Origin of the sequence: Cribrihabitans marinus, assembly GCF_900109035.1 — a bacterium.
Classification (GTDB): domain Bacteria; phylum Pseudomonadota; class Alphaproteobacteria; order Rhodobacterales; family Rhodobacteraceae; genus Cribrihabitans; species Cribrihabitans marinus.
Genome location: NZ_FNYD01000004.1, coordinates 377201 through 403125, shown reverse-complemented (window position 1 = coordinate 403125; position 25925 = coordinate 377201). Strand labels below are relative to the sequence as shown.

At 66.2% G+C, this 25925-nt stretch carries 25 protein-coding genes; 16 read left to right on the top strand and 9 right to left on the bottom strand.

Annotation, left to right across the window (positions count from 1 at the left end; genetic code table 11):
• The 7 genes from BMX57_RS09085 (at position 1) to trxA (ending at position 10363) form a co-directional block, all read left to right on the top strand.
• The gene (locus tag BMX57_RS09085) at positions 1-1512 is read left to right on the top strand and encodes a PAS-domain containing protein (protein WP_092365405.1); all 1512 of its coding nucleotides are present in this window, start codon (positions 1-3) and stop codon (positions 1510-1512) included.
• Between the two features lie 41 nt (positions 1513-1553).
• Complete coding sequence (tsaE, locus tag BMX57_RS09080; protein ID WP_092365402.1) at positions 1554-2036, top strand: tRNA (adenosine(37)-N6)-threonylcarbamoyltransferase complex ATPase subunit type 1 TsaE; 483 nt, start codon at positions 1554-1556, stop codon at positions 2034-2036.
• Positions 2033-3037, top strand: coding sequence for an aminoglycoside phosphotransferase family protein (locus BMX57_RS09075; RefSeq protein ID WP_092365399.1), 1005 nt, complete (start codon positions 2033-2035; stop codon positions 3035-3037). The genes tsaE and BMX57_RS09075 overlap by 4 nt, the downstream gene beginning before the upstream one ends.
• Positions 3034-3708 (top strand): nucleotidyltransferase family protein, encoded by a 675-nt coding sequence (locus BMX57_RS09070; RefSeq protein ID WP_092365396.1) that lies wholly within the window; start codon positions 3034-3036, stop codon positions 3706-3708. The genes BMX57_RS09075 and BMX57_RS09070 overlap by 4 nt, the downstream gene beginning before the upstream one ends.
• On the top strand, positions 3701-6631 hold the full coding sequence (gene addB / locus BMX57_RS09065; protein WP_092365393.1) for a double-strand break repair protein AddB: 2931 nt from the start codon (positions 3701-3703) through the stop codon (positions 6629-6631). Before BMX57_RS09070 ends, addB begins: the two co-directional genes overlap by 8 nt.
• Positions 6628-9981, top strand: coding sequence for a double-strand break repair helicase AddA (addA, locus tag BMX57_RS09060; protein WP_092365390.1), 3354 nt, complete (start codon positions 6628-6630; stop codon positions 9979-9981). Before addB ends, addA begins: the two co-directional genes overlap by 4 nt.
• A 61-nt stretch (positions 9982-10042) precedes the next feature.
• The gene (gene trxA / locus BMX57_RS09055) at positions 10043-10363 is read left to right on the top strand and encodes a thioredoxin (protein ID WP_092365387.1); all 321 of its coding nucleotides are present in this window, start codon (positions 10043-10045) and stop codon (positions 10361-10363) included.
• 126 nt (positions 10364-10489) lie between these two features.
• On the opposite strand, the gene BMX57_RS09050 is transcribed toward trxA, so the two are convergent.
• A complete protein-coding gene (locus tag BMX57_RS09050) occupies positions 10490-10684 on the bottom strand; it encodes a DUF1127 domain-containing protein (protein ID WP_092365384.1) in 195 nt (64 codons plus the stop codon).
• Positions 10685-10878: 194 nt separating this feature from the next.
• Between BMX57_RS09050 and hslV the strand changes: the two genes are divergently transcribed.
• Positions 10879-11436, top strand: a complete 558-nt coding sequence (gene hslV, locus BMX57_RS09045) for an ATP-dependent protease subunit HslV (RefSeq protein ID WP_092365381.1) — start codon at positions 10879-10881, stop codon at positions 11434-11436.
• A gap of 171 nt (positions 11437-11607) precedes the next feature.
• Here hslV and BMX57_RS09040 read toward each other — a convergent pair whose 3' ends face one another.
• Positions 11608-12285 carry a hypothetical protein gene (locus tag BMX57_RS09040; RefSeq protein WP_092365378.1) on the bottom strand — a complete coding sequence of 226 codons (678 nt, stop codon included), beginning with the start codon at positions 12283-12285 and terminating at the stop codon, positions 11608-11610.
• A gap of 172 nt (positions 12286-12457) precedes the next feature.
• Here BMX57_RS09040 and hslU point away from each other — a divergent pair, with 172 nt between their 5' ends.
• The 3 genes from hslU to BMX57_RS09025 are packed head-to-tail and all read left to right on the top strand — an operon-like array spanning position 12458 to position 16157.
• Positions 12458-13765, top strand: coding sequence for an ATP-dependent protease ATPase subunit HslU (hslU, locus tag BMX57_RS09035; RefSeq protein ID WP_092365375.1), 1308 nt, complete (start codon positions 12458-12460; stop codon positions 13763-13765).
• A 53-nt stretch (positions 13766-13818) separates the two neighbouring features.
• Positions 13819-14940, top strand: a complete 1122-nt coding sequence (locus BMX57_RS09030; RefSeq protein ID WP_092365372.1) for an alpha/beta hydrolase — start codon at positions 13819-13821, stop codon at positions 14938-14940.
• The gene (locus BMX57_RS09025; protein WP_092365370.1) at positions 14937-16157 is read left to right on the top strand and encodes an MFS transporter; all 1221 of its coding nucleotides are present in this window, start codon (positions 14937-14939) and stop codon (positions 16155-16157) included. Before BMX57_RS09030 ends, BMX57_RS09025 begins: the two co-directional genes overlap by 4 nt.
• Here BMX57_RS09025 and BMX57_RS09020 read toward each other — a convergent pair.
• The 3 genes from BMX57_RS09020 to BMX57_RS09010 are packed head-to-tail and all read right to left on the bottom strand — an operon-like array spanning position 16154 to position 18437.
• Complete coding sequence (locus BMX57_RS09020; RefSeq protein ID WP_092365367.1) at positions 16154-16741, bottom strand: Smr/MutS family protein; 588 nt, start codon at positions 16739-16741, stop codon at positions 16154-16156. The genes BMX57_RS09025 and BMX57_RS09020 overlap by 4 nt on opposite strands.
• Positions 16741-17784 carry a murein transglycosylase A gene (gene mltA, locus BMX57_RS09015; protein WP_092365364.1) on the bottom strand — a complete coding sequence of 348 codons (1044 nt, stop codon included), beginning with the start codon at positions 17782-17784 and terminating at the stop codon, positions 16741-16743. The genes BMX57_RS09020 and mltA overlap by 1 nt, the downstream gene beginning before the upstream one ends.
• Positions 17781-18437 carry a Tim44/TimA family putative adaptor protein gene (locus BMX57_RS09010; RefSeq protein WP_092365361.1) on the bottom strand — a complete coding sequence of 219 codons (657 nt, stop codon included), beginning with the start codon at positions 18435-18437 and terminating at the stop codon, positions 17781-17783. The genes mltA and BMX57_RS09010 overlap by 4 nt, the downstream gene beginning before the upstream one ends.
• 109 nt (positions 18438-18546) lie before the next feature.
• Here BMX57_RS09010 and BMX57_RS09005 point away from each other — a divergent pair, with 109 nt between their 5' ends.
• Together BMX57_RS09005 and secB are read left to right on the top strand one after the other, a co-directional pair.
• Positions 18547-19044 (top strand): FxsA family protein, encoded by a 498-nt coding sequence (locus tag BMX57_RS09005; protein ID WP_092365358.1) that lies wholly within the window; start codon positions 18547-18549, stop codon positions 19042-19044.
• Positions 19045-19100: 56 nt separating this feature from the next.
• Complete coding sequence (gene secB / locus BMX57_RS09000; RefSeq protein WP_092365356.1) at positions 19101-19604, top strand: protein-export chaperone SecB; 504 nt, start codon at positions 19101-19103, stop codon at positions 19602-19604.
• A gap of 12 nt (positions 19605-19616) precedes the next feature.
• On the opposite strand, the gene dnaQ is transcribed toward secB, so the two are convergent.
• Genes dnaQ through BMX57_RS08980 form a run of 4 tightly spaced genes read right to left on the bottom strand, consistent with a single transcriptional unit; the run spans position 19617 to position 22354 of the window.
• On the bottom strand, positions 19617-20342 hold the full coding sequence (gene dnaQ, locus BMX57_RS08995) for a DNA polymerase III subunit epsilon (protein ID WP_092365354.1): 726 nt from the start codon (positions 20340-20342) through the stop codon (positions 19617-19619).
• Positions 20335-20928, bottom strand: coding sequence for a dephospho-CoA kinase (gene coaE, locus BMX57_RS08990; protein WP_092365352.1), 594 nt, complete (start codon positions 20926-20928; stop codon positions 20335-20337). Before coaE ends, dnaQ begins: the two co-directional genes overlap by 8 nt.
• Positions 20925-21758: a shikimate dehydrogenase gene (locus tag BMX57_RS08985; protein WP_092365350.1), complete on the bottom strand. Its 834-nt coding sequence runs from the start codon at positions 21756-21758 to the stop codon at positions 20925-20927. Before BMX57_RS08985 ends, coaE begins: the two co-directional genes overlap by 4 nt.
• Complete coding sequence (locus BMX57_RS08980; RefSeq protein WP_092365347.1) at positions 21755-22354, bottom strand: Maf family protein; 600 nt, start codon at positions 22352-22354, stop codon at positions 21755-21757. Before BMX57_RS08980 ends, BMX57_RS08985 begins: the two co-directional genes overlap by 4 nt.
• 406 nt (positions 22355-22760) lie before the next feature.
• Here BMX57_RS08980 and BMX57_RS08970 point away from each other — a divergent pair, with 406 nt between their 5' ends.
• The 3 genes from BMX57_RS08970 (at position 22761) to mnmE (ending at position 25921) form a co-directional block, all read left to right on the top strand.
• Entirely contained in the window at positions 22761-23210 is a 450-nt protein-coding gene (locus tag BMX57_RS08970) for a CopD family protein (protein WP_092365341.1), read from the top strand.
• Between the two features lie 121 nt (positions 23211-23331).
• On the top strand, positions 23332-24603 hold the full coding sequence (gene rho / locus BMX57_RS08965) for a transcription termination factor Rho (protein WP_092365338.1): 1272 nt from the start codon (positions 23332-23334) through the stop codon (positions 24601-24603).
• Between the two features lie 31 nt (positions 24604-24634).
• Positions 24635-25921, top strand: a complete 1287-nt coding sequence (gene mnmE / locus BMX57_RS08960; protein ID WP_092365335.1) for a tRNA uridine-5-carboxymethylaminomethyl(34) synthesis GTPase MnmE — start codon at positions 24635-24637, stop codon at positions 25919-25921.
• The last annotated feature ends 4 nt before the right edge of the window (positions 25922-25925 follow it).

The window sequence follows — 25925 nt, the reverse complement described above, 5'->3', positions numbered from 1 at the left end:
ATGGGTGAGTGGATTTGGCTGGCGGCGGTCGGGCTGGCCTCGGCGATCCTGGCGGTTCTGGTGTTGTCGCCGCACCGCATATCGCACGGGCTGTTGGCTGACCTGTTGCGCAGGCGGGCCCGGCACGGCCCGGTCTATCTGTTCGACGGCGCGACCCTGATCGCCGAATCCGAAACCGGACCCGTTGCCGCCGACACGCCGGTGCCGGATTGGGACAGCCTGCGCCGCAGCATGGCGGGTGACTATCCGGGGTTTCCCGACAGTCCCGAACAGGTCAAGCGGCTGGGCGAGATCACCGTGCCGAGAATCGACGGGCGGCCGGGCCATGACCTGCATTGCGAGTGGATCGACGGGGTGATTCGGGTCGAGAAGCGCCAGCCCGGGCGAACGCCTGGGTCACCTGATCCAGCCGCAGAGGACCCGATCCGGCAGGCGATGGACCGCGCGCCCTACCCGGTCTGGTTTGTGGACGCGAAGGACCGTGTACGGTGGTGCAACGGCGCCTACATGGCGCTGGCCGGCCAGCTGCGCGGTGCCGATCCCGACCTCGGCGCGCCGCTCTTCGCGCCCGGCCGCGAGGCGGTTCCGGGTGAACGCCGGACCCGGGTTTCGGTCAGCACGGCGGATGGCGGGAACCGGCTGTGGTATGACCTGTCGGTGGTGCCGCAGGATGGCGGCACGCTGTGTTTCGCGGTCGACATCAACGCCGTGGTGGATGCCGAGATCGCGCAGCGCAATTTCGTGCAGACCCTGGCCAAGACCTTTGCGCAACTGTCCATCGGGCTGGCGATCTTCGACCGGAACCGGCAGCTGGCCTTGTTCAACCCGGCTCTGGTCGACCTGACCGCCCTGCCCGCCGACTTCCTGAGCGGGCGGCCCAGCGTTTCGGCCTTTTTCGACCGTCTGCGCAACCTCAACATGATGCCGGAGCCCAAGAACTATGTCGGCTGGCGCCAGCAGATGAACGACCTTCTGCAGGCCGCGGATGACGGGCGCTACCAGGAGACCTGGACCCTGCCCAGCGGCTCGGTCTACTCGGTCAGCGGACGGCCGCATCCCGACGGTGCGGTCGCGTTCCTTTTCGAAGACATCACCGCCGAGATCACCCTGACCCGCCGGTTCCGGTCCGAGCTGGAGATGGGTCAGGCCATTCTCGACCGGATCGAGGATGCCACGGCGGCGTTTTCGGCCGATGGCACGCTGGCCTTCTGCAACCACGCCTATCGCCAGCTCTGGCAGGTCGATCCCGAAAGCAGTTTCGCCAAGGTCACGGTGCTGGACGCCACCCGTACCTGGCAGAAGAAATGTGCGGCCACGCCGGTCTGGGGCGAGATCCGCGACTTCATCGAACTGCGCGAAAACCGCGCGGAATGGACCGCCGGAATCCGGCTGCGGGGCGGGCCGGCCCTGACCTGTATCGTCAGCCCGATCCAGAACGGCGCGACACTCGTCCGGTTCTCGGCCGGTACCCCGGCCACCCTGCCCCAGGCCGACGCGACGACGCCGGCCTGAACCGGCTTGCAGCCATCCCTCGCCGACGCCATTGTGGCGCCATGACCGCCGCGCCGCTTTGCCTGACCCTTCCCGATCCCGACGCAACCGCCGCCCTTGCCATGCGGATCGGGGCCACGCTGAGCGCCGGCGACTGCCTGCTGCTGCAGGGCCCGATCGGCGCCGGAAAGACCCATTTCGCGCGGTCGCTGATCCAGTCGCAACAGGACCGGCCGGAGGATGTGCCCTCGCCCACCTTCACGCTGGTCCAGACCTATGACACCCGGCGCGGCGAGATCTGGCATGCCGATCTCTACCGGCTGTCCTCGGCCGGAGAGATCGAAGAGCTGGGCCTTACCGAGGCCTTCGACACCGCGATCTGCCTGGTGGAATGGCCCGACCGGCTGGGCGACCTGTCGCCGGCCGGCGCGCTGCACATCACCTTCGCGACCGACGCCGGGGACCCATCGTGGCGCGGTGTCACCTTGGCGGCCGAAGATGCGCGCTGGTCGGACCGTCTGGCGCTTCTGGAGGGGACGGTTTGACCACGCGTGACACGCGGATATCCGCCTTTCTGGATGGCACCGATTGGGCGCACGGGCAGAGGATCCCCCTGGCAGGTGACGCCTCGAACCGCCGATATGACAGGATCACGACCCGCGACGGGCGCAGCGCGATCCTGATGGACGACCCCAGCGAGACCGGCGACGCGGTTGCGCGCTTCGTTGCGATTGCCGGCCACCTGCGCGCCAACGGGCTGAGCGCACCGGATATCCTCGCGCGGGACATTCCCGCCGGTCTCCTGCTTCTCGAAGATCTGGGTGATGCGCTTTTTTCCACCGTGATCGAACAATCCCCACAAGACGAACGCCCGCTCTACGAGGCGGCCACGGATCTGCTGATCGGATTGCGCGACCTGCCCGCGCCCGCCCTGCCCGAGTATGGACCCGGCGATCTGACCACGCTGGCCGAGGTGGCCTATACCGAATATGCCGCTGCCACGACCGCCGACCCGCCCGGCACGATTCGACTCGACCGGTTCCGCAACCGGTTCGGCGACATCCTGCACCGCAACCTGACCGGCCCCAAGGTCCTGGCGCACCGGGACTATCATGCTCAGAACCTGATCTGGCTGCCCGACCGTAGCGGCCTGGCGCGGGTCGGGCTGCTGGATTTCCAGGACGCCTTCATCGGGCATCCGGCCTATGATCTTGTCTCTCTGCTGCAGGATGTGCGCCGGGACGTTCCGACCTCGGTCGCGATGGCGATGTCACAGCGATACATCGATGCCACCGGCGTCGACGAGCACGCGTTTCGCAGCGCCTATGTCGCCCTGGGCGCCCAGCGCGCGCTGCGCATCCTCGGCGTGTTCGCCCGGCTTGCCACGCGCGACGGCAAGCACCGGTATATCGACATGATCCCGCGCGTTTGGTCGCACCTGATCCGCAATCTCGAACATCCCCTGTTCAGTCAGCTGGCCGACACCCTGACCGCGGACCTGCCCGCCCCCACGCCCGACATCCTGCAAAAGCTCAAGACCCGATGACCGCGATCCTCCTGTTTGCCGCCGGGTTCGGAACCCGCATGGGCGCCCTGACCCGGGACCGGCCGAAACCCCTGATCGAAGTGGCCGGGCAGCCGCTGATCGACCACGCGCTGGACCTGGCCGGGGCCGCGGGTTGCGCACCGGTGGTGGCGAATCTGCACTACAAGGCCGACATGCTGGCCGCGTATCTTGAGCCGCTTGGCGTGCGGCTGTCACGCGAGGCTCCGGAGATCCTCGAGACCGGCGGCGGTCTGCGCGCGGCGCTGCCGCTTCTGGGAGACGACCCGGTGATGACGCTCAACACCGACGCGATCTGGTCGGGCCCGAACCCGCTCGACCTGCTGCGGCGGGCCTGGGATCCCGACCGGATGGACGCGTTGCTGATGTGCGTACCGGTCGCCCGCGCCGAGGGTCATGCCGGACCGGGCGATTTCACCGCCGACGCACAGGGGCGGATCCGGCGCGGGCCGGGGCTGATCTATGGCGGCGCGCAGATCCTCAAGACCGGCGAATTGCCCGAAATACCGGACCGCGCCTTCTCGCTGAACCAATTGTGGAACCGGATGCAGGCGCGCGGGCGGCTTTATGCGCTGGAATACCCCGGCCGGTGGTGCGATGTCGGTCGGCCCGAAGGCATCGCGCTTGCCGAGGGGTTGCTGGCCGATGTTTGAGCCCTTGGAAACCCCGCGTGTCTTTGCCCTGGCGCCCGGCGTCGACTTTCCGCGGGCGCTGGTGGACGGGCTGCGCGCACGGATGCGTGGCACCGAACCCGAGGCGATGGCGCGGGTCCGCCTGATCGTCAACACGCGACGCATGGCCCGCCGGATCCGGGCCTTGTTCGATGCCGGCCCGGCCACCCTGCTGCCGCGGATCACGCTGATCACCGACCTGGGCGAAAGCGCCGATCTGGACCGGTTGCCGCCCCCGGTGCCACCGCTGCGGCGCCGGCTGGAACTGGCGCAGCTGATCGGCCGCCTGCTCGATGCCGAGCCGGACCTGGCGCCACGCGACTCGACCTATGACCTTGCCGACAGCCTGGCCGCGCTGATCGACGAGATGCAGGGCGAGGGCGTCCCCGCACAGGCAATCCGCGACCTGGATGTCAGCGACCTGTCGGGCCATTGGGCGCGGGCGCAGAAATTCATAACGATTGCCGAAGGATACCTGGCTGCCAGTGAGGACGCGCTGGATGTGCAGGCCCGGCAGAGGCGGGTGGTCGAACGGCTGGTCGCGCATTGGCAAGAGGCGCCGCCCACCGATCCCGTGATCCTGGCCGGCTCCACCGGATCACGCGGCACCACGATGATGCTGATGCAGGCCGTGGCCCGCCTGCCCCGCGGCGCGGTTGTGCTGCCCGGTTTCGATTTCGACCAGCCCGACCCGGTCTGGTCCGGTCTGGATGACGCCCTGACCGGCGAGGATCACCCGCAGTTCCGGTTTCGCAGACTGATCCGGGCACTGACGCTGGAGCCCGCAGCCATCCGGCGCTGGGCAGACGTCCCGGCCCCCTCGCCTTCGCGTAACCGGTTGATGTCGCTGGCGCTGCGGCCGGCGCCGGTGACGGATGCTTGGATGCGCGAAGGCCCGGAATTGGGCGCGTTGGAAGAAGCGACCCGCGGGATGACGCTGGTCGAGGCCCCATCGCCCCGCGCCGAGGCGCTGTCCATCGCGCTGCGGCTGCGCCAGGCGGCCGAGACCGGACAGCAGGCCGCTCTGATCACGCCCGACCGGATGCTGACGCGGCAGGTGGCTGCTGCGCTGGACCGGTGGCGGGTCGAACCGGATGACAGCGCCGGCCTGCCGTTGCAATTGTCACCGCCGGGCCGGTTCCTGCGCCATGTGGCCGACCTGTTCGGCGACCGGCTGGATTGCGAGGCCCTGCTGACCCTTCTCAAGCACCCGCTCTGCCATGACGGCGCGGGGCGCGGGGCGCATCTGCTGCAGACCCGCGACCTGGAGCTGGACCTGCGCCGCAACGGGCCGCCCTTTCCCGACGCGCCAAGCCTGGCCGAGGCGGCCGCCCGCAAGGACCTGCCGGAGTCCTGGGTGCACTGGCTGGCAAGATGTTTCTGCGACCAGCAGGTCAGTGGCAGGTTGCCCCTGTCGGATTGGGTGTCGCGCCTGCGCACCACCGCCGAGGCGATTTCCGCCGGCAGCGAAACCGGAACCCCGGGCGGGTTGTGGGAGCGCAATGCCGGGCAGGCGGCGCTGGCGGTGATCGAGCAGCTGGCCGCCGAGGCGGATCACGGCGGCGAGATGACGGCCCGCGATTTCACCGATCTTCTGGGTGCGCTCTTGTCCGGCGAAGAGGTGCGCGACCGGGACGCCGGCCATCCCGGCATCATGATCTGGGGTACGCTCGAGGCGCGGGTGATGGGGGCCGACCTGCTGATCCTCGGCGGATTGAACGAAGGCAGCTGGCCCGAGGCGCCGGCCCCGGACCCCTGGCTGAACCGGCAGATGCGGGACCGCGCCGAGCTGCTTCTGCCGGAACGGCGGATCGGCCTGTCCGCCCATGACTTCCAGCAGGCGGTGGCCGCGCCCGAGGTCTGGCTGACGCGGGCGCGCCGCTCCGATGATGCCGAAACCGTGCCCTCGCGCTGGCTCAACCGCGTCACCAACCTGCTCAGCGGCCTGCCAGGCCAGGGTGGGCCGGACGCGCTGGAGGCAATGCGCGCGCGCGGCGCAACCTGGCTGGTCCGGGCCGAGCAGCTGGAGGCGGCGACGCGGATCGCGCCGGCCCCGCGTCCCTCGCCGCGCCCACCGGTTGCGGCGCGGCCCCGGCGGCTGTCGGTGACCGAGATCAAGCGGCTGATCCGCGACCCCTATGCGGTCTATGCCAAGCATGTGCTGCGCCTGCGTCCGCTGGATCCGCTGGTGCGCGCGCCCGATGCCCTGCTGCGCGGAATCGTGATCCATGAAGTGCTCGAGAGTTTCATCAAGGACAGCCTCGAGGATCGGTCCACTCTGACACCTGAGGCCCTGCTGGACCGGGCGCGGGCGATGCTCGACCGGCACGTGGCGTGGCCTACCGCGCGCAAGCTCTGGCTGGCGCGGCTGGCCCGCGTGGCCGATGCCTTCACCGCATCCGAGATCCGGCGCAGGGCCGACGCCCATCCGTTCGCCTTCGAGGCCGAACTGAGGATGCGGCTCGATCCGTTGGACGTCACGCTGGTCGGGCGGGCCGACCGGATCGACCGCACCGAACGCGGCTGCCTGGTGATCTATGACTACAAGACCGGCACGCCGCCCAGCGAAAAGCGGCAGGGCAAGTTCGACAAGCAATTGCTGATCGAGGCTGCGGTGGCCGAAGAAGGCGGGTTCGTCGGGCTGGATCCCGCACCGGTCGCGGCGGCGGTCTTTCTGGGCCTTGGCGGCAGCTACAAGGAATCGCCGGCACCGCTGGACTCGGAACCACCGGACAAGGTGCTGGCCGAGCTGCGGCAGCTGGTTTCGGCCTATTTAGAGCCTGATCAGGGCTTCACATCGCGCCGGATGCTGCACATGGACAGCGATACCGGCGATTATGACCAGCTCGCGCGTTTCGGCGAATGGGACCGGACCGCCCTGCCCGAACCCGAGGATCTGACATGACGCCCCGCGACGACGCCAGCGCGCGGCAGGTCCAGGCCGCGCGGCCCGATGCCTCGACCTGGCTGGCGGCCAATGCCGGATCGGGGAAGACGCGGGTTCTGACCGACCGCGTCGCCCGGCTGCTGCTGGATGGCGTGGACCCGCAGCGTATCCTCTGCCTGACCTATACCAAGGCCGCCGCCAGCGAGATGCAGAACCGCCTGTTCCGGCGGCTGGGCGAATGGGCGATGCTGGATGACGCGGCGCTGCACGCGGCGCTGACCGACCTGGGCGTCCCGGGCGGCATCGACGCCCGGCGCCTGGCGCAGGCCCGCACCCTGTTTGCGCGCGCCATCGAAACGCCCGGCGGGCTCAAGATCCAGACGATTCACTCGTTCTGCGCCACCCTGCTGCGCCGCTTTCCGCTCGAGGCGCAGGTCAGCCCGCAATTCGTCGAGATCGAGGACCGCGCCGCCGCGCTGTTGCGCCAGGAGATCGTCGAAGAGATGGCCGACGGGGCCGATGCCTCGCTGATCGAGGCGGTGGCGGGTTTCGTCACCGATACGGATTTCGACAAGCTGACGCGGGCGATGACCGGGCGGCGCGAGGGATTTGACACTCCGCTGGGCTGGGCCGATCTGCTGCGGCTGTTCGACCTGCCCGACGGTTTCGACGAGCCGGCCTTGCTGGGCGAGGTGTTCCTGGGTGGCGAGATCGAATTGTTGCGCGAGATCGGCCCGACTCTGGCCGAAAGCGGCGGGAACAACGCCAAGGCGGCGGCCAGGCTGGACGAGGTGACCGCGCCCGATCTGGCCGGGCTGGCGATCCTCGAGGGTGTCTTGCTGACGGGGCCAGGCGCAAAGGAGCCGTTTGCCGCCAAGATCGGCAGCTTTCCGACCAAGGCGCTGCGCGAGGGGGCGCTGGCCAGGAAGATGCCGCAACTCGAGGCGCTCATGGCCCGGGTCGAGGCTGCGCGAAACCGACGGCTGGAGCTGGCGGCGGCCCGAAAGTCCCACGCGCTGCACCGGTTCGCGGCAGTCTTCCTGCCGGAATACGCAAGGCGCAAGCAATTGCGCGGCTGGCTGGATTTCGATGACCTGATCCTCAAGGCGCGGGCGCTGCTGACCACGCCGTCGGTTGCGGCCTGGGTGCTCTATCGCCTGGACGGCGGCATCGACCATATCCTGGTCGACGAGGCGCAGGACACCAGCCCGGCGCAATGGGACGTGATCGAGCGGCTGGCGCAGGAATTCACCAGCGGGCAGGGGGCCCGGGCCGATGTCGAGCGGACGATCTTCGTGGTCGGCGACAAGAAACAGTCGATCTATTCCTTCCAGGGCGCTGACCCCGAGGCGTTCGACAGAATGCAGCGGGAATTCGGCCGCAGATTGTCGGATTCAGGCTCTGATCTGCAGGATCTGACGCTGGAATACTCGTTCCGCTCGTCCGAGGCGATCCTGCGCCTGGTCGACCTGGTGTTCGCCGGGCAGGACGGCGCAGGGTTCCACAAGGAGGCGCAGCACCGCGCGTTCAAATCCGACATGCCCGGCCGTGTCGATCTTTGGCCGGTGGTCGAAAAGGTCGCGGAAGACGAGGATGGCGACTGGACCGATCCGGTGGACCGGCCCGGCGCGCGGCACCACACGGTGATCCTGGCCGAGACCGTCGCCCGGTCGATCAAGGAGATGATCGCGCGCGGCGACACCGTTCCCGTCGACGGCCCCGATGGATCGGCCCGCCGGCCGGTGCGACCCGGCGACATCATGATCCTGGTCCAGCGCCGCTCGGACCTGTTCGCCGAGATCATCCGCGCCTGCAAATCCGCCGGCCTGCCGATCGCGGGCGCCGATCGGCTCAAGGTCGGGGCCGAGCTGGCGGTCAAGGACCTCGCGGCGCTCCTGTCGTTCCTCGCCACGCCCGAGGACGATCTCTCGCTGGCCTGCGCGCTGAAATCGCCGCTCTTCGGCTGGAGCGAGCGGCAACTCTTCGACCTGGCGCATCACCGGGCGCCCGGCGAATACCTCTGGACCGCGCTGCGCCGGCACGGCGGGAACCATGCCGACACGCTGGCGACCCTGCGCGACCTGCGCGGACAGACCGATTTTCTCAGGCCATATGACCTGATCGAACGCATCCTGACCCGGCATGACGGACGGCGCCGGCTGTTGGGGCGGCTGGGCAACGAGGCCGAGGATGGCATCAACGCGCTGCTGTCGCAGGCGCTGGGCTATGAACGCAGCGATGTTCCCAGCCTGACAGGGTTCCTGAGCTGGATGCAGACCGACGATCTTGAGATCAAGCGCCAGATGAGCGGCGTCGGCGACATGATCCGGGTGATGACCGTGCATGGCGCCAAAGGGCTGGAATCGCCGGTGGTGATCCTGCCCGATACCGCCAAGCCCGCGCCACATCGCGATGCCGAGATCCTCGTGGCGGACGGAACGCCGCTCTGGCGGGTGGCCAAGGACGACTCGCCGCCGCTGATTTCCGAGGCCCGCGCCGCCGCCCGCCAGAGGCAGGAGGAGGAACGGCTGAGACTGCTCTATGTGGCTCTGACACGGGCGGAAACGTGGTTGATCGTGGCCGCTGCCGGGGATCTGGGAGGCGCCGGGGACAGCTGGTATGACCGGGTGGCTGCCGGGATGGAACCTGCGGGGGCCACCCGGATGGAGAACGGTGTCCTGCGGCTGGAACATGGCGACTGGACCGCTGCGCCGGTGATAGACCTTCGGCCGAACCCCGATCGGTCGGATTCCTTGCCCGATATGTTCCGCACGCCCGCCGCCCGACCGGCCGCACGCCCGGACACGCTCAGCCCGTCCGACCTGGGCGGTGCCAAGGCGCTGCCCGGCGATGCCGGGCAGGACGAGACCGCGGCGCTGGCGCGCGGCACGCGGCTGCACCTGCTGCTGGAACTGCTGCCGGGGCGCGCCGAGGCGGATTGGCCCGTGATCGCCCGGCATGGCCTGCCCGACCTGCCGGAGACCGAGCGCGCCGCGTTGCTGGCTGAAGTGTCGGCGGTTCTAAGCGCGCCGGATCTGGCCGCGATCTTTGCCGCCGGGGCGCTGGCCGAGGTGGCGGTCAGCGCCGATCTGGGCCCGCGCCGGCTGCACGGGGTGATCGACCGGCTGATTGTTTCACCCGACCGGGTGCTGGCCGTGGACTTCAAGACCAACGCCACGGTTCCCGACACGCCCGAGGCCTGTCCCGACGGCCTCCTGCGCCAGATGGGCGCCTATGCGCAGGCGCTGGGGCAGATCTATCCCGACCGGCGGATCGACACCGCGATCCTGTGGACGCGGACGGCCCGCCTCATGCCTCTGCCACACGATCTTGTGACGCGTGCCCTGGCTGCATCCCAGATATCTTGACGTCCTCCATGCGCCTACCTAGGTTCGACTCCCAAGCGAACTTCCATTCAGGAGCCAGAATATGTCCACCGTTGCCGTCACCGACGATACTTTCGACGCCGAGGTCAAGAACTCGGACATCCCCGTTGTGGTCGATTTCTGGGCCGAGTGGTGCGGTCCCTGCAAGCAGATCGGACCCGCGCTGGAAGAGCTGGCCAGCGAGTATGAAGGCAAGATCAAGGTCGCCAAGGTCGATGTCGACAGCAACCCGAATTCCGCCGCCGCGATGGGCGTGCGCGGCATTCCCGCGCTCTTCATCTTCAAGGACGGGCAGGTGATCTCGAACCGGGCCGGCGCGGCGCCCAAGGCGGCCCTGCAAAGCTGGATCGACGAAGCGATCTGATCCCGTCGCGATCGTTTTCACGGGCGTCCCATTAGGGGCGCCCTTTTCTTTTGCGGTCCCAGACCAGCCGCCGGAACGAAAAAAGCCGCCCCAGCGGGACGGCTTTGCCGGGAAACCGTGGTCGGATCAGAACCGGGCGATATCGCCGCGGGTCAGGCCGATGTCGAACAGTTGCTCGTCGGTCAGGCGCGACAATTCGTTGCGCGTCTTGCGAGCATCGTTCCAGCCGATGACGGCTTCCTTGATGGCAGTCATTGCATTGACCGCGCGGAGGATTGTGACTGCTCCGTGCGGCGCATGGGGGGTCAGGGTCTGGGCCATTTGCGCTATCCTACAAAAAACAGCCGACACCGCGTCGGTTGCAGGATGGATCTAGGGGGGCCGCCGGGATTCCACAATTGCCGGTTGCTCAGGCCCGGTCTGCGCCCAGCGCATAACATGCAGGCAAAACGCGACCGGTTGCCCTTGCCACTCGTGACGACCATATTCTGCCGGAAACGCGGCGGAGGCAGGACATGACAGAACAGGATTTTCCCGGCTGGCACGGGACCACGATCATCGGCGTCAAGAAGGGCGGGCAGGTGGTGATCGCCGGCGACGGCCAGGTATCTCTGGGCCAGACCGTCATCAAGGGCAGCGCCCGCAAGGTCCGCAGGCTGAGCCCCGGGGGTTTCGACGTGGTGGCGGGGTTTGCCGGATCCACCGCCGACGCCTTCACCTTGCTGGAACGGCTGGAGGCCAAGCTGGAGGCCACGCCTGGACAGCTGGCCCGGGCCTCGGTCGAACTGGCCAAGGACTGGCGCACCGACAAGTATCTTCAAAAGCTGGAAGCGATGCTGATCGTCACCGATGGCAAGGACATGCTGGTGATCACCGGCGCCGGTGACGTGCTGGAGCCGGAGCACGACATCGCCGCCATCGGGTCGGGCGGCAATTATGCGCTGGCCGCGGCCCGCGGCATGATCGACAGCGACCGGGATGCCGAACAGGTGGCGCGGGACGCGATGGCCATCGCCGCGGATATCTGCGTCTATACCAATGGTCGCCTGACGGTGGAAAAGATCGGGGGCTGAGCCTGTGCCCAACCCCCGCGGACGCGTTGAAAAATGTGGGGGCGGCGTCCGCGCCCAATCTTCCGGGGGGATAGAAGACTTATCCTGAATTAATCCGGTTTCCCGATTTGGCCAGTGACGCTCACGCCCGGCTGAAACCGCGTGTGGCGGTCGTGAGCGGTGGCTGCGTCTTCAGCCCTCGTACCAGTCGTATTCCATCGTTTTCAGACTTGCACCCTTGCCGCCCCGTTTCTGCTGCTTGTTCTGGTTGTTCTTCTTGCCCGTGGCGACCACATGCATGCCCCCCTGCCGCCAAAACCAGGCGACGCTTTCGGTGTTGGTCACGTGGGCATGAAAGGCATTGTTGAGATAGGGCACCTTGCCATGCCCGGTCTCGTCCGTGCCGGCCAAGGCAATCGACTCGATCTTGGTCTTGATCTTGTTGTCGGAGGTGCAGGCGCTTTTCACCTTGGCGTTCTCATAGGTCACCCTGCACGGCTCCGGTGCCGCTTCGGCCTCCTTTGCGTCCAGTGTCAGCGTCCCCTTGACCTTGAAGGTCTTTACCTCGTCCTCGACCTTGGCCGAGACGCTGAAGACCAGGTCGTAATCGCCCAGATCGCTCACCTGGCCGTCGAGTTGTGCGTCCGACACCAATAGCTTGGCGGTGGCGCCGCTCAGGCCGAAATCGCGCAATGCCCAGGCCAGAAGCTCTTTCTTGACGTCGAACGCGGCCTTGACCTTGCCGTTGTCGACCTCGTTGGCCCGCAGCATGAAGGTCTTGGTCTTGTTGTTCACCTTGTCGGCGATCTTCTTAACATCTTGCGCGGAAATCGTTTTCTCCGGCGCAAGCTTGAGCTTGATCTTGGCCATGCTGGGGTATCCCTTCGGACGAGGAGGATGAAACAGTCGGGGGTTGCAGTGCGGACCGACAATACACGTCGGTTCGATGGCAATCCAAACACGATTTCAAGAGCGGCGGCGGGTTGCATAATGGGGGGCAAAGGGTCAATTACGTCGAAACAGCGACAAAGGACCGACCTGCATGACCGATCTGACCCCACGCGAGATTGTCTCGGAACTGGACCGGTTCATCATCGGACAGAAGGGCGCCAAGCGCGCGGTCGCCGTGGCGCTGCGCAACCGCTGGCGCCGCAGGCAGTTGAGCGACGATCTGCGAGACGAGGTGTATCCCAAGAACATCCTGATGATCGGCCCCACCGGCGTCGGCAAGACCGAGATCAGCCGGCGGCTGGCCAAGCTCGCCCGTGCACCCTTCATCAAGGTCGAGGCGACCAAGTTCACCGAGGTCGGCTATGTCGGACGGGATGTCGAGCAGATCATCCGCGACCTGGCGGATGCCGCTATCGTCCAGACCCGCGACTACATGCGCGAAGAGGTCAAGTCGCGCGCCCATCAGGCCGCCGAGGACCGGGTGATCGAGGCCATCGCCGGCACCGACGCCCGCGAAACCACGCGCGAGATGTTCCGCCGCAAGCTGAAGGCCGGCGAGCTGGACGACACCGAGATCGAGCTGGAGGTCGCCGACACGTCCAGCCAGATGCCGATGTTCGATCTGCCCGGCCAGCCGGGCGGCCAGATGGGGATGATGAACCTGGGCGATATCTTCGGCAAGGCGTTCGGCGGACGGCGGGTCAAGCGCAAGATGCGCGTGGCCGACAGCTATGAGCTGCTGATCGGCGAGGAGGCCGACAAGCTTCTCGACGACGAGACGGTGAACCGCACCGCGCTGGAGTCCGTCGAACAGAACGGTATCGTGTTCCTGGACGAGATCGACAAGGTCTGTGCGCGATCCGACGCGCGTGGCGGCGATGTCAGCCGCGAGGGCGTGCAGCGCGACCTGCTGCCGTTGATCGAGGGCACGACCGTCTCCACCAAGCACGGCCCGGTCAAGACCGACCATATCCTGTTCATCGCCAGCGGTGCCTTTCACATCGCCAAACCCTCGGACCTGCTGCCGGAACTGCAGGGGCGTCTGCCGATTCGGGTTGAGCTGCGGGCGCTGACAGAGGGCGATTTCGTGCGCATCCTGACCGAGACCGACAACGCGCTGACCCGGCAATATACCGCCCTGATGGGCACCGAAGAGGTCGAGGTCGGGTTTACCGAGGACGGGATCGCCGCGCTGGCCAAGATCGCCGCCGACGTGAACCAAAGCGTCGAGAATATCGGCGCGCGGCGGCTCTACACGGTGATGGAGCGGGTGTTCGAGGAGCTTTCGTTCAACGCGCCGGACCGGGCGGGGCAGGCGGTCAGCGTCGATGCGGATTTCGTCGAGGAGAACCTCGGAGAGCTGACCCGGTCGGCAGATCTCAGCCGCTATGTCCTGTAGTGACCGGAAACCGGGTCGCCGGCCCGGTGCGGTCACCTGACGGAGCGGTCGGGATGCGGGTTGTCCTCATACTGCTGGTCCCGTTTCTGATCGCGGGTTGCGTCGACCGGTTCGCGTCGCCGGTGGTGCCCGCGGCGCTGGAGGTCGGCCGCGCCTATCCCGTCCTGGTCGCCACGACCCGCGAACAAGAGGCGGATGGAAGCTACCGGTTCGCCCGATCCGAGGATCTGGACCTGCTGGATGTCACCGTGTCGATCCCGCCGGGGCACCAGCCGGGGGAACTGGCGATGTCCTATGGCCGCCCGGACCCCAGGCGGCAATTCACCCTTGCGCGCCGGGCGCCGATCCCTTCCGTCGATGCGTTGCGGCAGAGGCTGGCGCAGGAGCAGCGCCGGGCCGGATGGCCCGCCCGCGAGGTGGTGCTGTTCGTGCATGGCTATAACGCGGCGCAGACCGAAACCGTGTTCCGCGCCACCCAGGTTGCCGATGACATCGGTCTGCCCGGCTCGCTGATGGTCTATTCCTGGCCCAGCCGGGCGCAACCCTTCGCCTATGCCTATGACCTCGACAGCATGCTCTTTGCGCGTGACGGGCTGGAACGCACGATCCGCATGCTGCGGCAGGCCGGTGCGCAGCGGGTGATCCTGGTGGCGCATTCCATGGGCGCGGCGCTGGCGATGGAAACGCTGCGGCAGGCCGACATGCGCGATCCGGGCTGGGCTGATCGCAACCTGGAATCCGTGATCCTGATTTCGCCCGACCTCGATCTCGACGTGTTCCGGTCGCAGATGACCCAGCTGTCGCCGGTGCCCCAGCCCTTTGCCGTGATCGTGTCCGAGAAGGACCGGGTGCTTGACCTGTCCGCGCGGTTGCGCGGCCGGGCCGAGAGTGTCCGGCTGGGAAATATCGACTCGGTTGACGCGGTTGCCGATCTGCCGATCGACGTGATCGACACCACCGCCTTTTCCGAGGACGCGGCATCCTCGCATTTCGTGGTGGCCACATCGCCCAGCCTGCTGACGATCCTGCGCTCGGCAGGGGTGATGACCCGCACCTTCACGCCCGACCCCGTGCTGCTGGAAAGCCTGGCGCCACCCGCGCTGCAATCAAGCGGGCCGGCCCGCGAGTTCCGGCTGTCGGGCCGCCCGCAGGCCCCGCGGGGCGAGCGGCGATGAGGTCCGGTGGGCTCGGTGCCTATCTGGCCGAGAACGCCCCGTGGCTGAGCGCCGGGATCCTGCTCACGTTTCTGAGCAGTTTCGGCCAGACCTTTTTCATCTCGATCTTCGCCGGCGAGATCCGCGCGGAATTCGGGCTCAGCCACGGGCAGTGGGGCGGGATCTACACGCTGGGCACCTCGGTCTCGGCCCTGATCATGGTCTGGGCCGGCGGCCTGACCGACCGGTTCAGGGTGCGTGCACTGGGGCCGGTCGTCCTGGTCGGGCTGGCGATGGCCTGCCTGTCGATGGCGATTGCGCCCTGGGCCGCGATGCTGCCGCTGGTGATCCTGCTGCTGCGGTTCTTCGGGCAGGGCATGAGCAGTCATATCGCGATGGTCGCCATGACCCGTTGGTTCGCCGGCACGCGCGGCCGGGCGCTGTCCATCGCCACGCTGGGCTTTGCAGCGGGCGAGGCGCTTCTGCCGCTGGGCTTTGTCGCCGCAAAGGCGGTGATCGACTGGCGCTGGCTCTGGGTGATCGCGGCGGGTGTGGCGCTTCTGGGATTGCCGGTTCTGATGCGCCTGCTGCGCCACGAGCGGACACCGCAGAGCATGGCCGAAAGCGACAGTTCAACCGGCATGCGGGACCGCCACTGGACCCGCGCACAGGCGCTGCGCCATCCGCTGTTCTGGTGCATGGTGCCCGCGATGCTGGGACCGGCGGCGTTCAATACGGCGTTCTTCTTCCACCAGGTCCATCTGGCCGAGATCAAGGGCTGGGCCCATGTCGAGCTGGTGGCGCTGTTTCCGGCCTATACCGGGCTGTCCATGCTGGCGATGTTCGCAACCGGCTGGGCGCTGGACCGCTGGGGCACCGCGCGTCTGATCCCGTTCTACCTGCTGCCGATTGCCGCCGGGTTCCTGGCCTTCTCGGCCGCCGTGCATCCGAGCGGCGCGATGCTGGGCCTGGCGCTGATGGCCCTGACCACAGGGGCCAATACGACACTGCCCAGCGCCTTTTGGGCCGAGTTCTACGGCACTGCCCATATCGGGTCCATCAAGGCGCTGGCCGCGGCGGTTATGGTGCTGGGCTCGGCCATCGGGCCGGGGCTGACCGGGGTTCTGATCGATGCCGGGATGGGAATGGAAACGCAATTCATCGCAATCGCCGGCTATTTCCTTCTGGCCAGCCTGTTCATCGTCATGGGCCTGAGCGTTGCGCGCCGGGCCGCCTAGCGCCGGCGCCGGAGATAGACGTAATAGGCGCCGTCGCCACCGTGGCTGATATGCGCCGGCGCGATCTGCAGCACCGCCTGCGCCAGCGGCGGCAGGTCCAGCCAATGCGGCACCTGGTTGCGCAGCACGCCGCGCGGGGTGGGGATCGGGCCGGGCTCGTCACGGTCCTTGCCCTTGCCGGTGATGACCAGAACCAGCCGTTTGCCGGCCGCCTGCGACGACAGGATGAAGCGGATCAGCGCACCATGCGCCGCCTCGAGCCGCATGCCATGCAGATCCAGCCGCGCCTCGGGTTTCAGCTTGCCGCGCTTGAGCCGGGTATGGGCCTTGCGATCCATACGCACCGGGGTCTGGGCCAGACGTTCCGTGACCGGCGGCGCCAGCACATGCCGGGCCGGGCGTGTCGGGGTCAACTGACCGGGCTGGAACGGCTCGATCCGGGGCAGGGGCGTTTTGGCGGGTTTCGGTTTTGGCGCAGGTTGGGGCGGGCCGGCCTCGGCCTTGCGGGGGTGCAGGCGCTCGGCATGGCGCACGGCGGATTTCCAAAGCGCCATCTCGTCGGGTGTCGGCCGGCGCCGGGTCATCAGAACCCGTCCGGCAACAGGGCATAGGCGCGCTGGATCGGCAGCAGGACAACCATGCGGCCGGGATCGCGCAACTGCCCGGCCGCCTGTCCGGCGGCATCGCCGGTGCCAAAGAAGATATCCGCCCGCTGCGCTCCCTTGATGGCCGAGCCGGTATCCTGCGCGATCATCAGGCGGCGCATCGGGTCACGCCCGTCCTTCTCGACCCAGACCGGCGCTCCGAGCGGGGTGAAGGCCGGGTCGACCGCGACGCTGCGCAGGGTCGTGACCGACCGGTTCATCGCCCCGCGCGGCCCTTCATCGGCGGTAAGCCCAGGCAATTCCCGGAAGAACACGTAGGAGGTATTGTGAAACAGCAGTTCGGGCCCCGCCTCGGGGTTGCGGCGCACCCAGTTGCGGATCACCTCGGCGCTGACCTGGTGCGCCTCGAAGATACCGCGCCGCACCAATTCGACCCCGATGGAGCGATAGGGATGGCCGTTGGCCCCGCCATAGCCGACCCTGATCCTGCGCCCGTCGGGAAGGCGGATGCGCCCCGAGCCCTGGATCTGCAGGAAGAACAGCTCGACCGGATCGTCGACCCAGGCGATTTCCAGGCCGCGCCCCTCCATCACCCCGCTGGTCAGGATCTCGCGCCGTGGCAGCCAGGGGTTAGACGCACGGGCCTCGGGCGGCATCCGGTGGATCGGATAGCGGAAGCGCTCGGTGCGCTGGCGCGCGCCGTCAAGCTCGGGCTCGAAATAGCCTGTGAAGAGCGCGGGATCGCCGTCCTCGATCAGGACCGGGCGGAAGAACAGTTCGAAAAACGCCCGGGCGGACTCGGGGGATTGCTGCTGCGCGAGCGCGCAGAGGGACCGCCAGTCGGGATCGTCCAGGTCGGGGCAGGTCTTGACGAAGACCTCCAGCGCCTCGGCATGATCGTCCTGTGCCCAGCTGTCCAGCCGGTTGAAGTCGAGGATCGTGTGGCTGGCCTGCGCATTGGCCCCATGGGTCAGTGTCATGACGGCACCTGCCAACAGAACCGAGCGCAGCGCCGGGATCATGCGTCGGTTGCGACCAGCAGCCAGTTCGGATCGTCCGCGCCCATTTCGCGCGCGAAGGTCCACGTGTCCTTCTGCTTCTTGATCGTGTTCGGGCTGCCCTCGACGATATCGCCGCCGCGGTCGCGGACCACCGAGGTCAGTTCACCGACAAACCGCATGGTGATCTCGGCCCGGTTGGAATCCTTGTCGAACCGGGCATCGACCAGCGCGGTTTCGCGGACACCCACGAACTCGCCCTCGATGGTCAGGCCCTGATCCTCGCGGGCCGAGACGACCGAAACGAAGGTCTCGAAGACGTCTTCGGCAAGAAACGGCTCAAGTTCCCTGAGGTTGCCGCGTTCGAACCCCATCACGATCATTTCATAGGCGCCGCGCGCGCCCTGGACGAATTGCGCGACCGAAAAGGACGGCTCGACTCGCTTCATCGCCGCAAGCGCTTGCGCCTGTTCGCTGTCCTCGGGGACATAGTCGGTGATGTCGCGGTCAGGGCCGCCCTCGATCACTTCGAAATCGGGGCGGTTGGGTTCGGATTTCTGATGCGGAACAGGCGGTTTTTCGAAACCGTCCCGCGTGCCCAGCACGCTTTTCAGGCGCAGGATCAGGAATACGGCGATACCGGCCAACACCAGAAGCTGTATGAGCGGAGAGTTCATTTGGTCCTCGTCACAGGGGCTGAGGCTTTTTAAGCCAAGTGTTGATCATTATGTAGGTGACCAAGGGGGGCAAGTCCACCGCCGAGCCCCCAGGAAAGGATGCTGAAAAATGTACTTGTTCCTCGCTTTTCTGCTGGTGCCCCTGATCGAGATCGCCCTGTTCATCCAGATCGGCGGCCTGATCGGTTTGTGGCCGACCCTCGGGATCGTGATCCTGACCGCCGTTCTGGGTACCTGGCTGGTGCGGTCGCAGGGCCGGTTGGCGCTGGGACAGGTGCAGCGTGCCTTTTCCGATCTCGACGATCCGACCGAGCCGCTGGCCCATGGCGCGATGATCCTGTTCTCGGGCGCGCTGCTGCTGACACCAGGCTTTTTCACCGACGCAGTGGGCTTTGCGCTGCTGGTGCCGGGGGTGCGCGTGGCGGTGTTCCGCTATGTGCGCTCCAAGGTGACCGTGGCGCGGTTCTCCATGGGGCCGGAACCCGGCCCGCATAGGCACCCGCATCCCCGCGACGACGTGATCGACGGCGATTACGAAGAGGTACGCCCGCCGCGCAACCGGAACGCGCCGCCCTCGGGCTGGGTCGAGGGGCCCGACCGCCATTGAGATGCCCCCGGCAAGCTGCTAAGCAAAGCCGGATTTGAGAATTCAGGAGTAGTCTCATGGCCGATGAAGCCGGCGCGGCGGAAGCCAATTCGCAAAATGCGCAGCAACAGCCCCAGGTGCAGATGCGCACGCTGGGCCAGTATATCCGCGACCTCAGCTTTGAAAACGTCATGGCCCAGAGCGGCACAGGCGCCGACGGTCAGCCCGACATCAACGTCAAGGTCAACCTGGACGCCAAGAAGCGGTCGGCCGAGAACCAGTATGAGGTCGCCATCAAGCTGAACGTCGAATCCAAGGTAAAGGGCGGCGACAAGGTCCTTTTCCTCATGGAGATCGACTATGCCGGCGTGTTCCAGATCCAAGGCGTCCCGCAGGAACAGCTGCATCCGTTCCTGATGATCGAATGCCCGCGGATCATCTTTCCGTTCCTGCGCCGGATCGTGCATGACGTGACCCGCGACGGGGGGTATCCGCCGCTGAACCTCGACAATATCGATTTCGTCACGCTCTACCGCAACCAGCTTGAGCAGATGAAGGCACAGCAGAAGGCCGACGCCTGAGCCAGCGCGGGATCAGCCGCGGGTCCACAGGGCGTGCGGGCCCAGCTTCTCCAGAAACTCGGCATGGGCCGCGCGTTCCGCCTCGGTGACGCGCGGCGGCAGCGGGCTGGGGCGCGGCTGGGGGCGCCAATCGTCCAGGCCCTCGGTACCGGAGGACGCGGCGCCGGCCGAAAGGGCGAAATCCGGCTGCCGCCCGCCGATCAGTTCCAGGTAGACCTCGGCGAGGATCTCGGAATCGAGCAAGGCGCCGTGCAGCGTACGCGCCGCATTGTCGATGGCGAATCGTCGGCACAGCGCGTCCAGCGAGGCGGGCGAGCCGGGAAACCGCTTGCGCGCGATGGCCAAAGTGTCCAGCGCCTGCTCCATCGGCAGTTGCCGGAGGCCCATCCAGCCCAGTTCGGCATTGAGAAATTTCATGTCGAAGGCGGCGTTGTGGATCACCAGCCGCGCATCCCCTACGAACTCCAGAAACGCCTGGCCCACCTTGGCGAAGACCGGCTTGTCCTTGAGCGTGATCGCGCCCGGTTTCGGGTTCTGAGGCGGCTCCAGCAGATCGGGGCCGATGCCGTGCACGTCGAACGCGTCCTGCGGCATGCTGCGCTGGGGGTTGATGTATTCGTGAAACGTGCGCCCGGTCGGCAGGTGATTGAACAGCTCGAGCGCGCCGATTTCCACGATGCGGTCGCCGCCCTCGGGGTCGAATCCGGTGGTTTCCGTGTCGAGCACCACTTCACGCATGGGCCTGCCTCGTCTTTATCTGCCTGATCACATCCTGAACCTGTTGCCGCGCATGGTCCAGCGTATCGGTCTCGATCTGAAAATCCGCGCGCGCGCGTTTCTCGTCGCTGGGCATCTGCTTGGACAGGATGCGTTCGAATTGCTCTGCCGACATGGTGCCGCGCGCCAGGACGCGGGCGCGCTGGATCTCGGGTGCAACCCAGACGCAGGCGACGGCATCCATCTCGGCCTCGCCACCGGTTTCGAACAGAAGAGGGATGTCATAAACGCGGATCTCGGCGCGCGCCCGGGTCCGGAACTCCGCCCGGTCCTGCGCCACGAGGGGATGCACGATTGCCTCGATCCGGGCCAGGTTGTCGGGATCTTTGGCAATGGCGTCCCGCAGCGCAGCGCGGTCGACACAACCGTCCCGGATCGCATCTGGGAATTCCTGCGCCAATGGGGCGACGGCGGCCCCGCCGGGGGCGTAGAGGCGATGCACGGCGGCATCGGCATCCCAGAGGTCGCAGCCCTCATCGGCGAACATGCGGGCGGTGGTGCTCTTGCCCATGCCGATCGAGCCGGTCAGGCCGAGGTCGAAACTCATGCCAGGACGGCTTCGCGCGCCGCGTCGTCCACCTCGGGCCGCAGGCCGAACCAGCGTTCGAACCCCGGAACCGCCTGGTAGAGCAGCATGCCCAGCCCGTCCACGGTGGTACATCCGGCTTCCTCGGCCTCGCGCAGCAGCCGGGTCTGCAGCGGGGTATAAACCAGATCGGTCACCACCATTTCGGGGCGCAGCCCGTCAAGCGGCACGCGCAGCTCGGGTTTGCCCGCCATACCCAAGGACGTGGTGTTCACCACCAGCGCCGCGTCCTCGATCACATTGCCGGCCTGCACCCAGTCGGCCACCGTGACGCGCTGACCAAAGTCCAGTTTCAGCTGTTCGGCGCGGGCCCGGGTGCGGTTGGTCAAGATGATTTCGGGCACGCCCGCCTCGGCCAGCGTGCTGATGACCGCCCGGGCCGCGCCGCCCGCGCCCAGAACCACCGCCGGACCCGCGGCCGGATCCCAGTCGGGCGCATTTCGGCTCAGGTTCTCGATGAAGCCGAACCCGTCGGTATTGTCGGCCAGGATCGAGCCGTCCTCCTTGAAGGTGAGGGTGTTGGCTGCACCGATCAGGGTTGCGCGGTCGGTGATCTGATCCGTGATCGCCATCACCGCCTCCTTGTGCGGCACGGTGATGTTCACGCCACGGAATCCCGCCTTGGGCAGGGTGCGCAAGACCTGTTCCAGGTTCCCGGCCTCGACATCCATCGGGATGTAATGGCCACGGATCGCAAGGTCCTTCAGCCAGTGCCCATGCAACCGAGGCGACCGGGAATGGGCAACGGGATGGCCGATCACGCCGGCAAGGGGAATCCGTGTCTCGGTCATTGGTCAATCATCCCGCGCAAGGTCAGATGGTTCAGCAGTTCCAACAAGGGCATACCCAAAACATTAAAATAGTCCCCGTCAATGGTGGTGAAGAGCCGCACACCTTCCTCCTCGAGCTTGTAGGCGCCGACGGCGTGGCGGATGCTGTCCCAATTGCGGGTGACGTAATCCGACAGATAGGCATCGCTCGCCGCGCGCATCCGCAGGCGGACCTGGCCCACATGCCGCCAGACCGGTTCGCCATTCTCATACAGAACCGCCGCCGACAGCAACATGTGCCTCTGCCCGCGCATCGTCTTGAGCTGTTCCAGCGCGGCGTCGGGGGACAAAGGTTTGGAAAGGATCTCGCCCTGGAAATCGAGAACCTGGTCGCAGCCCAGCACCACCGCATCGGGTCGCCTGGCCGCGATCTTGCGCGCCTTGCCCTCGGCCAGGGCGTCGGCGATGTCACGCGGGCTGGCGCCCTCGACCAGCAGCGATGCCTTGATCGCCGCCTCGTCGATGCGCGGCACCTCGACGGTGAAGGGAACGCAGGCGTTTTTCAGCAGCTGCGCGCGGATGGCAGAGCCCGATGCCAGGACGAGGGGGATACTCATGTGGAGAACCTTGTGTGCAGGGACCGGATTGCGTCTTGGTGGTTTTGCATCCTTTTCGGCTTGACGCGCAACCCGTGAGGAAAGGCGCGAAAGACGGCCGAGTCGTATCCATTCACTCCCAAGGGGAGAAGCATAACTCGGACCGTGTGTAGTCCCGGCATGTCCATGAAGACCATCCGTGCCACCCACAGGATAGGTCCGGTTCGAGACCACTAATATATTGAAAATAAAAGGTTTTAAAATGATATCCCAAGAACTGGAAAACCCGGCCTGCGCGCTCGTCTCTTGGGGAAAACTGCCGGGAAGGATCCTTAATCCACGGATCTTCTTGGCCCAACAAAACCATCATCCTTTCTCTTTTCTTTCTTTTTAATTAGGGAGAAGCGATCCATCCTCGAGGCCCGGAATGACGGATATCCTGTTCACGCTCTATCCCTGGATCAAGGCGCTGCACATCATGGCAGTGATTTCCTGGATGGCGGGCCTGTTCTATCTGCCCAGGCTGTTCGTCTATCACGTTGAACAGGCCGGAACGGTCGATGGGGCCGGGGCGATCTTCGAAGTGATGGAAGAGAAGCTGCTGCGCGTCATCATGCGCCCGGCGATGATCGTCAGCTGGGTCTGCGGCCTGATCCTGGTGCTGACGCCCGGCATCGTCGACTGGTCGTGGGTATGGCCATGGACCAAGGGCGTCTCGGTGATCGCGATGACCTGGTTCCATCACTGGCTGGCCCTGCGGTACAAGGCCTTCGCGGCCGGAGAGAACGCCCTGACCGGCCGCCAGTACCGGATGATGAACGAGGTGCCCACGGTTCTGATGGTGATCATCGTGCTGTCGGTGATCCTGAAGTTCTGAGCGTGAATTGACTCGCGGCCACAGCTCGCCTATGTAGCGCGGAACGGCCCGTCCGGGCATCGTGTCTTCCAGTCTCATCCTCATCCATGCCGCGCCTCCTGGCGGCACAAGGCGTATTCCCATGACCGACGAATTCCTGAACCTGTCCGATCTCAAGGCCAAGAGCCCCAAGGACCTCCTGGCGATGGCCGAGGACCTGGAGATCGAGAACGCCTCGACCATGCGCAAGGGCGAGATGATGTTCCAGATCCTGCGCGAACGGGCCGACGAGGGCTGGCAGATCGGCGGGGACGGCGTTCTCGAGGTGTTGCAGGACGGGTTCGGCTTCCTGCGCTCGCCCGAGGCCAACTATCTGCCCGGTCCCGACGACATCTATGTCTCGCCCGACATGATCCGGCAGTACAGCCTGCGCACCGGCGACACTGTCGAGGGGCAGATCAAGGCGCCGATGGACAACGAGCGCTATTTCGCGCTGACCAACGTCACCAAGATCAATTTCGAGGATCCCGAGCGCGCGCGGCACAAGATCGCCTTCGACAACCTGACCCCGCTCTATCCCGACGAGCGGCTGAACATGGAGGTCGAGGATCCGACGATCAAGGACAAGTCGGCCCGCGTGATCGACCTGGTCGCGCCGATCGGCAAGGGGCAGCGGTCGCTGATCGTGGCACCGCCGCGGACCGGTAAGACGGTGATCCTGCAGAACATCGCCAACTCGATCGAAAAGAACCACCCCGAGTGTTATCTGATCGTCCTGCTGATCGACGAACGGCCCGAGGAGGTGACCGACATGCAGCGCTCGGTGAAGGGCGAGGTGGTGTCCTCGACCTTTGACGAACCGGCTGCGCGCCACGTGGCGGTGTCGGAGATGGTCATCGAAAAGGCCAAGCGTCTGGTCGAACATAAACGAGATGTTGTTATTCTTCTCGACTCGATCACAAGACTTGGTAGGGCGTTCAATACTGTGGTGCCCAGCTCGGGCAAGGTTCTGACAGGCGGTGTGGATGCCAATGCCTTGCAGCGCCCCAAGCGGTTCTTCGGTGCCGCCCGGAATATCGAGGAGGGCGGCTCACTGACCATCATCGCCACCGCGCTGATCGACACCGGCAGCCGCATGGACGAAGTGATCTTCGAAGAGTTCAAGGGCACCGGCAACTCCGAGATCGTGCTGGACCGCAAGATCGCCGACAAGCGGGTGTTCCCGGCCATCGACATCCTCAAGTCCGGCACGCGGAAAGAGGATCTGTTGGTGGAAAAGGGCGACCTGGCCAAGACCTTCGTGTTGCGGCGCATCCTGAACCCGATGGGCACCACGGATGCCATCGAGTTCCTGCTGTCGAAGCTGAAACAGACCAAGACCAATTCCGAGTTCTTCGATTCGATGAACACCTGACCCGAACCCGATCAGCAGCGAGGCCGGAGGAATGGATACGATCTTCGCCCTGGCCACGGCGCAGGGGAAAGCCGGTATTGCGGTCATCCGTATCTCGGGGCCGCAAGCGCGTCGGGTTGTCGAAGACCTGTCCGGGGTCCAGCCGCCGGAACGGGGGATGACGCTTCGGACACTGCGGGATCCGGATGGCAACCGCTTAGATGATGCGCTGATCCTGACCTTTACCGCACCGGCCAGTTTTACCGGTGAAGACGTTGCCGAGTTGCATTTGCATGGCAGCACGGCCGTCGTGGCGCAGGTTCTGCGTATTCTGTCCGATCATGACGCCCTACGGATGGCCGATCCCGGAGAATTCACGCGGCGTGCTCTTGAAAACGGCAAGATGAATCTGACCCAGGTTGAAGGCCTGGCGGATCTGATCGATTCCGAAACCGAGGCGCAACGAAAACAAGCCCAGGCGGTTTTGTCCGGCAAGCTGGGGCATCTGGCCGACCGATGGCGCCGAGACCTGATTCGCGCAGCCTCGCTTCTCGAGGCGGTGATCGACTTTGCCGATGAAGAGGTGCCGACGGATGTGACGCCCGAGGTACGGGAACTGCTGCAGGGCGTTCTCGGCGACTTGGACCGCGAAGTCGCCGGATCCAGGATTGCAGAGAGGATCCGAACAGGGTTCGAGGTGGCAATCGTCGGGCCTCCGAATGCCGGGAAATCCACCCTTTTGAACGCATTGTCAGGTCGGGACGCCGCGATCACCTCGGAATATGCCGGAACAACCCGGGATATCGTCGAGGTGAAGATGGAACTTGGGGGGCTTCCGGTCACCCTGCTGGACACAGCTGGACTGCGGGATACTGGCGATTACGTCGAAGGCCTGGGGATCGCCCGGGCAAAGGAGCGGGCGGCGCGGGCGGATCTGCGCGTGTTTCTTTCCGATACGCTGGACGGGCTTGATGTTGCGATGACCGAAGGCGACATTCATGTGCGACCCAAAGCGGATCTGGCGGGTGGGGCCTCGGACGGGGTATCGGGCTTGACCGGGCAGGGAATGGATCGGCTGGTGGATGATATCGCTCGAATCCTGTCGGACCGCAGCAGTGGCGCCGCGCTGGCCACACGGGAACGGCATCGTCTTGCCATGTCGGATGCACGCGACTACCTGATCGCTGCACAAGAGGTGCTTGAGTCTGGGCCCGAGCGCTATGATATTGCAGCGGAAGAACTGCGCAGCGCGATCCGGAAACTGGAGTTCCTTGTCGGGCGGGTCGATGTCGAAAGCCTGCTCGACGAGATCTTCTCGAGTTTCTGCCTGGGAAAATGAAGGA